At 44.3% G+C, this 6727-nt stretch carries 9 protein-coding genes; 6 read left to right on the forward strand and 3 right to left on the reverse strand.

Annotation, left to right across the window (positions count from 1 at the left end; genetic code table 11):
• The first annotated feature begins 218 nt into the window (after nt 1–218).
• The 5 genes from arsH (at nt 219) to comE (ending at nt 3577) form a co-directional block, all read left to right on the forward strand.
• Entirely contained in the window at nt 219–908 is a 690-nt protein-coding gene (gene arsH / locus ACTF7Q_RS09815; protein WP_438997665.1) for an arsenical resistance protein ArsH, read from the forward strand.
• Nucleotides 909–997: 89 nt separating this feature from the next.
• On the forward strand, nt 998–2017 hold the full coding sequence (locus ACTF7Q_RS09820) for an NAD-dependent epimerase (protein WP_438997657.1): 1020 nt from the start codon (nt 998–1000) through the stop codon (nt 2015–2017).
• A gap of 14 nt (nt 2018–2031) precedes the next feature.
• A complete protein-coding gene (locus tag ACTF7Q_RS09825; RefSeq protein WP_438997658.1) occupies nt 2032–2379 on the forward strand; it encodes a 4a-hydroxytetrahydrobiopterin dehydratase in 348 nt (115 codons plus the stop codon).
• Nucleotides 2380–2513: 134 nt separating this feature from the next.
• A complete protein-coding gene (gene comD, locus ACTF7Q_RS09830) occupies nt 2514–3011 on the forward strand; it encodes a sulfopyruvate decarboxylase subunit alpha (RefSeq protein WP_438997659.1) in 498 nt (165 codons plus the stop codon).
• 2 nt (nt 3012–3013) lie between these two features.
• Nucleotides 3014–3577 carry a sulfopyruvate decarboxylase subunit beta gene (comE, locus tag ACTF7Q_RS09835; RefSeq protein ID WP_438997660.1) on the forward strand — a complete coding sequence of 188 codons (564 nt, stop codon included), beginning with the start codon at nt 3014–3016 and terminating at the stop codon, nt 3575–3577.
• Nucleotides 3578–3747: 170 nt separating this feature from the next.
• Here comE and ACTF7Q_RS09840 read toward each other — a convergent pair whose 3' ends face one another.
• The 3 genes from ACTF7Q_RS09840 to ACTF7Q_RS09850 all read right to left on the reverse strand — a co-directional run bounded on the left by ACTF7Q_RS09840 (nt 3748) and on the right by ACTF7Q_RS09850 (nt 5934).
• Entirely contained in the window at nt 3748–4620 is an 873-nt protein-coding gene (locus ACTF7Q_RS09840) for a lysophospholipid acyltransferase family protein (protein WP_438997661.1), read from the reverse strand.
• Nucleotides 4621–4984: 364 nt separating this feature from the next.
• Entirely contained in the window at nt 4985–5479 is a 495-nt protein-coding gene (locus ACTF7Q_RS09845) for a c-type cytochrome (RefSeq protein WP_438997662.1), read from the reverse strand.
• 8 nt (nt 5480–5487) lie between these two features.
• Nucleotides 5488–5934 (reverse strand): DUF4396 domain-containing protein, encoded by a 447-nt coding sequence (locus ACTF7Q_RS09850; protein ID WP_438997663.1) that lies wholly within the window; start codon nt 5932–5934, stop codon nt 5488–5490.
• A 59-nt stretch (nt 5935–5993) separates the two neighbouring features.
• On the opposite strand from ACTF7Q_RS09850, the gene cueR reads away from it, so the two are divergent.
• Nucleotides 5994–6392 (forward strand): Cu(I)-responsive transcriptional regulator, encoded by a 399-nt coding sequence (gene cueR / locus ACTF7Q_RS09855; RefSeq protein WP_438997664.1) that lies wholly within the window; start codon nt 5994–5996, stop codon nt 6390–6392.
• Nucleotides 6393–6727 lie beyond the last annotated feature (335 nt).

Genomic DNA, 6727 nt, shown 5'->3' on the forward strand with positions numbered 1-6727 from the left:
GCGCCAATGATAAAGCGGATGAAGATCAAGTCCCCCTGCCAAAACGATCCTACCAGCGCGGCGAGGTCAGAAACCTTATCTTTGCCGTTTTCATCACAATTGTCGTGATGATTATTTTCTTGAACCTATTATATGCCGTGCGCCCGCTTTAGGCTAAATAAAATTATAGATAATGTTAATAACAAGGACATGCCGTGACGATTGATCTGCCACAAATTATGCCTGAAGATATTGCCGTAATGGCAGATGATTTCAAAGCGCAAAGCGGTGACAACCCTCCCCGTATTCTGGTGCTCTATGGCTCGCTTCGTGACCGTTCCTATTCACGGCTTCTGGCCGAAGAGGTGATGCGGCTATTGGCTGCCTTTGGCGCGGAAGCTAGAACCTATAACCCCAGCGGCTTGCCACTGCCCGATGATGAAGATGCCGACCACCCAAAGGTTCAGGAATTGCGTGATCTGGCGGTCTGGGCAGAAGGTATGGTATGGGTGTCACCTGAACGGCATGGGGCGATGACCGCAATACTAAAAGCGCAGATTGACTGGATTCCTCTTGCGCTTGGCGGTATTCGGCCAACCCAGGGCAAGACATTGGCACTGATGCAGGTCAATGGCGGTTCCCAAAGTTTTAATACGGTTAATCAGATGCGTGTTTTGGGGCGCTGGATGCGTATGCTGACCATACCCAATCAATCATCTGTCCCAAAGGTCTATAACGAATTTGATGATGATGGGCGCATGCTGGCCTCACCCTTTTATAACCGCGTTGTTGATGTGGTCGAAGAATTGATGAAATTTACCCTGATGACACGCGGACAAGCTGATTATCTGGTAGATCGTTATTCAGAGCGCGTTGAAAGCCCTGCCGCATTATCAAAGCGCGTCAATCAAACAAAAACCCAAAACTGACCAACCTATGTTTGCAACAAGATTGCTGGCTATTCTGCTTCAGACCAGTTAATTTGACGGATATCTCAATCACAACCATAGGCAAAGTGGTGAAAATACTTGTAACTGGCGCTGCTGGCTTTATCGGAATGCATTCAAGTTTGCGGCTGTTGGCGCGTGGTGACCACGTTATCGGTGTTGATAATTTGAATGATTATTATGATGTGTCATTAAAACAGGCGCGTCTTGCCCGCCTGACACCGCTTGAGAATTTCAGCTTTCATCAGATTAGCGTCGAAGATAAAGATGCAATGCAAAGTCTGTTCGCTAGGGAAAAACCTGATCGCGTTATTCATCTGGCCGCACAGGCCGGAGTCCGCTATTCGCTGACCAATCCACATGCCTATATTGACGCCAATCTACAAGGTTTTATCAATATTCTTGAAGGCTGCCGGCATAATGAAGTGGCGCATCTTGCCTATGCCAGCTCGTCATCGGTCTATGGCGGTAATAAAGCGATGCCGTTTAGTGAACATCACAATATCGATCATCCCGTCAGCCTTTATGCCGCAACCAAGAAAGCCAATGAATTGATGGCGCATACCTATAGCCATCTTTATGATTTGCCAACTACGGGTTTGCGTTTTTTCACCGTTTACGGGCCCTGGGGTAGACCGGATATGGCGCTGTTTCTGTTTACAAAGGCGATGATGGAAGGTCGTGAAATCGACGTTTTCAATAACGGCGAGATGGTGCGCGATTTTACCTATATTGATGATATTGTCGAAGGCGTGATCCGAGTATTGGATAAAACCGCAACGCCTAATCCAGACTATGACGCCAGCAATCCCGATCCCGCCACTGCCGCCGCGCCCTATCGCGTGTTCAATATTGGTAATGGCAATCCAACGCCTTTAATGGACTATATCGGCGCGCTGGAATCAGCGCTAGGCGTCGAAGCCAAAAAGAACTTCATGCCGATGCAGCCTGGCGATGTGCCAGCAACATCAGCCGACACAACCGAGCTTGGCAAATGGGTTGGCTTCCAGCCTGATACAAAGGTGCGTGACGGGGTGCAAAATTTTGTCGATTGGTATGTTGGCTATTATGGCCGGAATACTGCGAGCTAGAGAGGGAAAGTATCATGTCAGAGTTAAGTCAGAAAACATGTGAAGCCTGCCGCATTGATGCGCCAAAGGCTACGGACGTCGAAATCAAAACCTTTCTGGACTCATATCCGCGTTGGACGTTACGTGATGATGATGGCACCCAGAAGCTGCAACAAGTCTATAGCTTTACTGATTTTAAAGCGGCATTGGCATTTACAAATGCCGTTGGTGCCATTGCCGAGGATGAAGGGCATCATCCTGCTATTTTAACCGAATGGGGTCGTGTAACCATAACATGGTGGTCACACAAGATTATGGGTTTACATGTTAATGACTTCATCATGTGTGCAAAATGTGACACGGCCTATTCTGCCGTTTTATAATGATGGCGCGATTCAGCATCTATTAAAATAATTAGCGGCTATAGTTGCACTTCATCTTCAGTCTGCGTTATAAGAAGCCTCATTAAACTGCCGATGCTGTATACAGTTAAACGGTGCAAAACAGAGTTAGTATTATGTCCATAAATAAGAAAATCGTTGCTGACCTTGTCCGCAACAAGGTTGAGTTTGTGACCACCGTACCCTGCAAACAGCTGGCTGGTGTGATCGACGAAATCGAAAAGTCAGATGATATTTTCCATATTCCATCAAGTAAAGAAGATGAAGGGATGGGCCTGTGTGCGGGTGCCTATATGGGCGGCAAACGCCCTGCCATCATCATGCAGAATACGGCGATTGGTGTCACCATCAACACGCTGGCTACACTTATCCAATATTACAATATTCCGTTGCCGATGTTGATCAGCTATCGCGGCGAAATTGGCGAGCCAGTAGCCTGTCAGGTCGAAATGGCAGTGCATACGAAGGCGCTGTTAGCGCAGATGAGCATTCCGACCTATCATTTCCATGATCAGGAAGATGCCAATGAGCTCGATGATATTCTGAAATATTGCTTCATGGCACGCAAGCCTGTCGCGATCCTAACTGATGCCAGTTTCTGGCAGGGGTACTAATCATGATCCGCAGTGATGTTTTAAAAGAACTTATTCCGCTTATCTCTAATGAACTGGTGATCTGTAATATTGGCCTACCGTCACAGGAACTGCATATGATGGACGATCAGCCAAGCAACTTTTATATGCTTGGCACCATGGGTCTGTCATCTTCGATCGGCCTTGGTCTGGCGCTGGCACAAAAAGCCAAGGTCATCGCTATTGATGGTGATGGTTCGGTGCTGACCAACCTATGCACCTTGCCAACGATTGCTAATAATCCAGCAGACAATTTTATCCTACTGATCATTGATAATGGCAGCTATGGTTCGACTGGTGATCAGCCGACCTATGCTGGCAAGAAAACATCATTGACCAAAATGGCCGAAGCTGCTGGTTGTGACAATGTCATTGAATGTGCGGCCGAAGAGACAGCTGCTGTCATGAAAGCCGCTCTTGCGGGTGACAAGATGACAATCATCGTATCCAAATGCGCGTCAGGCAATATCAAGGTGCCTGTTATTGAGATGGATGCCCCGGTGATCCGCCATCGCTTTATGGCTGAGGTTGCACAGCGTAACGCCTAAACAACCTTATATATAACAAAGATATGCCCCTGGCTGGAGACAGCTAGGGGTTTTTCATGCCTTATCCAGACATAAAGCTAAAAGTTACAAATATGGGATATTTCAGCAAAATCAAATAAAACCCACCAGCCTTTTGACTGGCCACACTTTGAGGTTTTTTATTTGTTGGGTTATTTGCTTGCCAGCGGAAAGAAGTTTTCAGTAGTTACTTTTAACGCATAAACCTGATCCCTGAGATAAGTCAACAACTCGCTTTTATCGGCAATATTGCTGAGGTCGCGGTAATCTATCAATTCACCCAATGTGGCGTGAACATCACTATTCATGCGCCGAACAATCTCAAATGTCAGCAACGACTCCCGCATGGCTTCACCCACAAAGCTTGCAAGATGAAAGAATAAACTATTTTCCCCCGAAAAAAATACTGGTAGAACACTGGCATTACTTTTCTTTATGAGCGAGCCACAAAACAACTTCCAGTCGGCATCTATGGCCTCGGTAAGAGGATGTTTCCTTGTTGAAACACGACCCGCAGGGAAAATAACAATTGCCCCACCCGATCTAACATGTTTAATCGCCAATTTCTTTGTTTCAATATTCGAGCGCAATGCCGATGATGCGCCATTAAAATCTACTGGCAGTACAAATGGTTCAATCTCTGGGATTTTCTTGAATGTTGAATGTGCCAGAAATTTAAAATCAGATCTTACAAGGGATGTCAAATAGCACAGTGACAATCCATCAAGAACGCCAAAAGGATGATTTGAGACTAAAATCAAAGGACCTTGCTTTGGAATAGCAAGCAGCGGATTTTTATTACACATCAAATTTAATTTGAGGCGATCAATTGCATCACCCCATATATTAGCGTCAATGATTTTCTGACTTTGATAGTCTTGATACAGCTTGTTTAGTTTGCGCTGACCCGTCATCAGCTCAATAGAGCCTATTAGCAATTGCCGCCACAATGGGTCGTTCTGCATAACATATGTCAACTTCGTAACGTGGTTTTGAACCGGATCGTCACACAGGTCTTTTCCCATCGGGCATTCACCTTTTATATTTTTAATTATATAGCAGGTGAAATGTTTCAGATTTGTTAATGTCGCTGTCTATGACGCCCTTAATAGATATATTAAGTCGGTATCTGCCCATTTTATGCAGAAAACGAACATGACAATTGTCTAAGGATGAACATGCTCATTAAAGATTATACAAGGAAACTAAGTATCGGAGTTTTATAAAAAAACCGCCATCCAAAAGGATAGCGGTAATAACCATTACAGTACTTAACGCCCTTCTCTCTTCGGAAACTCTCCTAAGGCAACATGCTTTATATATTGCTCTGCAATTCTAAGATGACGCTGAATAGCCCATAAAAGGTTTTTAAACATCGCAACAATCTCGCTATTGTGCTTTGGCGCGTTCGTTTATTTGATCATGCTGACGCTGTATGCGGCTAGACCAAGTACTTTTTATGTAAGATAGTGCGGCTAAGATTTCTTGATCAGTCAACTTGTCTTCATAAGCAGGCATGTTGTTTGGGTATGATTTCCCTATCATCTCTTCAATGCCATATTTGGTCATTAAAAAGAGGTATGAGTCAGGGTGATGCCATGTGTGTCCTGTCTCGTCATGCGGTGGTGCAGGCAAATAACCATCTGCATCTCTCTGCCGCCAATCGGCTTGCCCCTCTAATGCAACACCATGACATGACGCACAGTTTTCAGCATATACAACTTGCCCTAAATCCACGACTGCGGCGTCTTTATGTTTCAGAGCGATACTTGCTTCAGCTTTATTAGTAGGCGATGAGAGATAGTATATTACTGCCCCAACTAACAAGATGCCCAGAGCAGATAAACACAAAGGCACCAACGTTACTTTATTTTTACCGGACATTCTTTACCTCAATGACAAGCTTTACCAAGCGCCTTCAGACGCCAGTAGTTATAGGGCAGAGGAGTCACGAAACCCGCAGCGAGCATAATGGGTATTACCCACCAGGTGAGAACAGCACCGCCTGTCAGCATAACGTCGGTGACATTCATGGCAACTTCCATAGCAATCATGGAAATCAATGACATACCGATGGCGGTTTTAAAGGCTAGCTTGAGTGTCATCTGCCTAGATAGGATGATGGTTTCCAGAATGATTGACGTCATCAAGCCATTAAAAATTGCCAAGCTCATGATTGCCCAGACAGGCCAAGCGATACCCGTAAATTGGAAGTAAGCAATCGTCCCTAAATCACCTATAGCGCACCCAATTAAGCACCATGAAGTATTATAAGACGCTGTTTTCCATGTGTGTTTGCAACGCCAATTGATAGTTAAGTTTACTGCTATACCTGTCATATTTGACCTCCTTATGCGAATACAATAATCTCTCCCCTAGCAGGAGAGGCAAGATAAAAATGAATATAGGCAAAGTGGCGAGCTTATCTGGGCTAACAGTAAAAGCCGTCAGATATTATAGCGATATAGGCATCATTAAACCCGACGTTGATGCTAACACAGGCTACAGGGATTTTTCGGAACCTGATTTGGCCAAACTTCAGTTTGTAGCTAAGGCTCGAAAATTTGATTTCAGCCTAGATGACTGCAGAGAGTTGCTTGCTCTTTATGAAAACACAGAACGTTCAAGTAAAGAAGTTAAAGCTTTGACACTAGAAAAGATTGCAGAAATTGATATTAAATTGGCAGAGTTAAATATGTTGAGACAACAACTCATAACCTTGGCTTCTGCTTGCCAAGGTGATGATCGTCCTGACTGCCCAATTTTAGATGCATTATCAGATAGAACTAGTGAGTAACCCCGATCCGAGATCCACGGTCCATGATACTGTGTTCAGATAACGCATTGATAAATTAATACAACGCAGAGCAAGTATCGAGAATTACACGAACCAAAAATTTCCTCTTAAAAAAAGCGATATTGAACGCTGCAATAATTTGGAAGACAAAAAGCCGCCTTGATTACAAGCCAGCTACATATCTGAAATAAAATTATAATGTTGGTTGCGGGGGTAGGATTTGAACCTACGACCTTCAGGTTATGAGTGAGGTGGTAAATATGTTTTACCATGTTTCATGAAGTATCAATAACAATATATTATCATATAAATACAGTATTATAGATTAAATATAT

Origin of the sequence: Puniceispirillum sp. (SeqCode), assembly GCF_965657105.1 — a bacterium.
GTDB lineage: Bacteria > Pseudomonadota > Alphaproteobacteria > Puniceispirillales > Puniceispirillaceae > Puniceispirillum.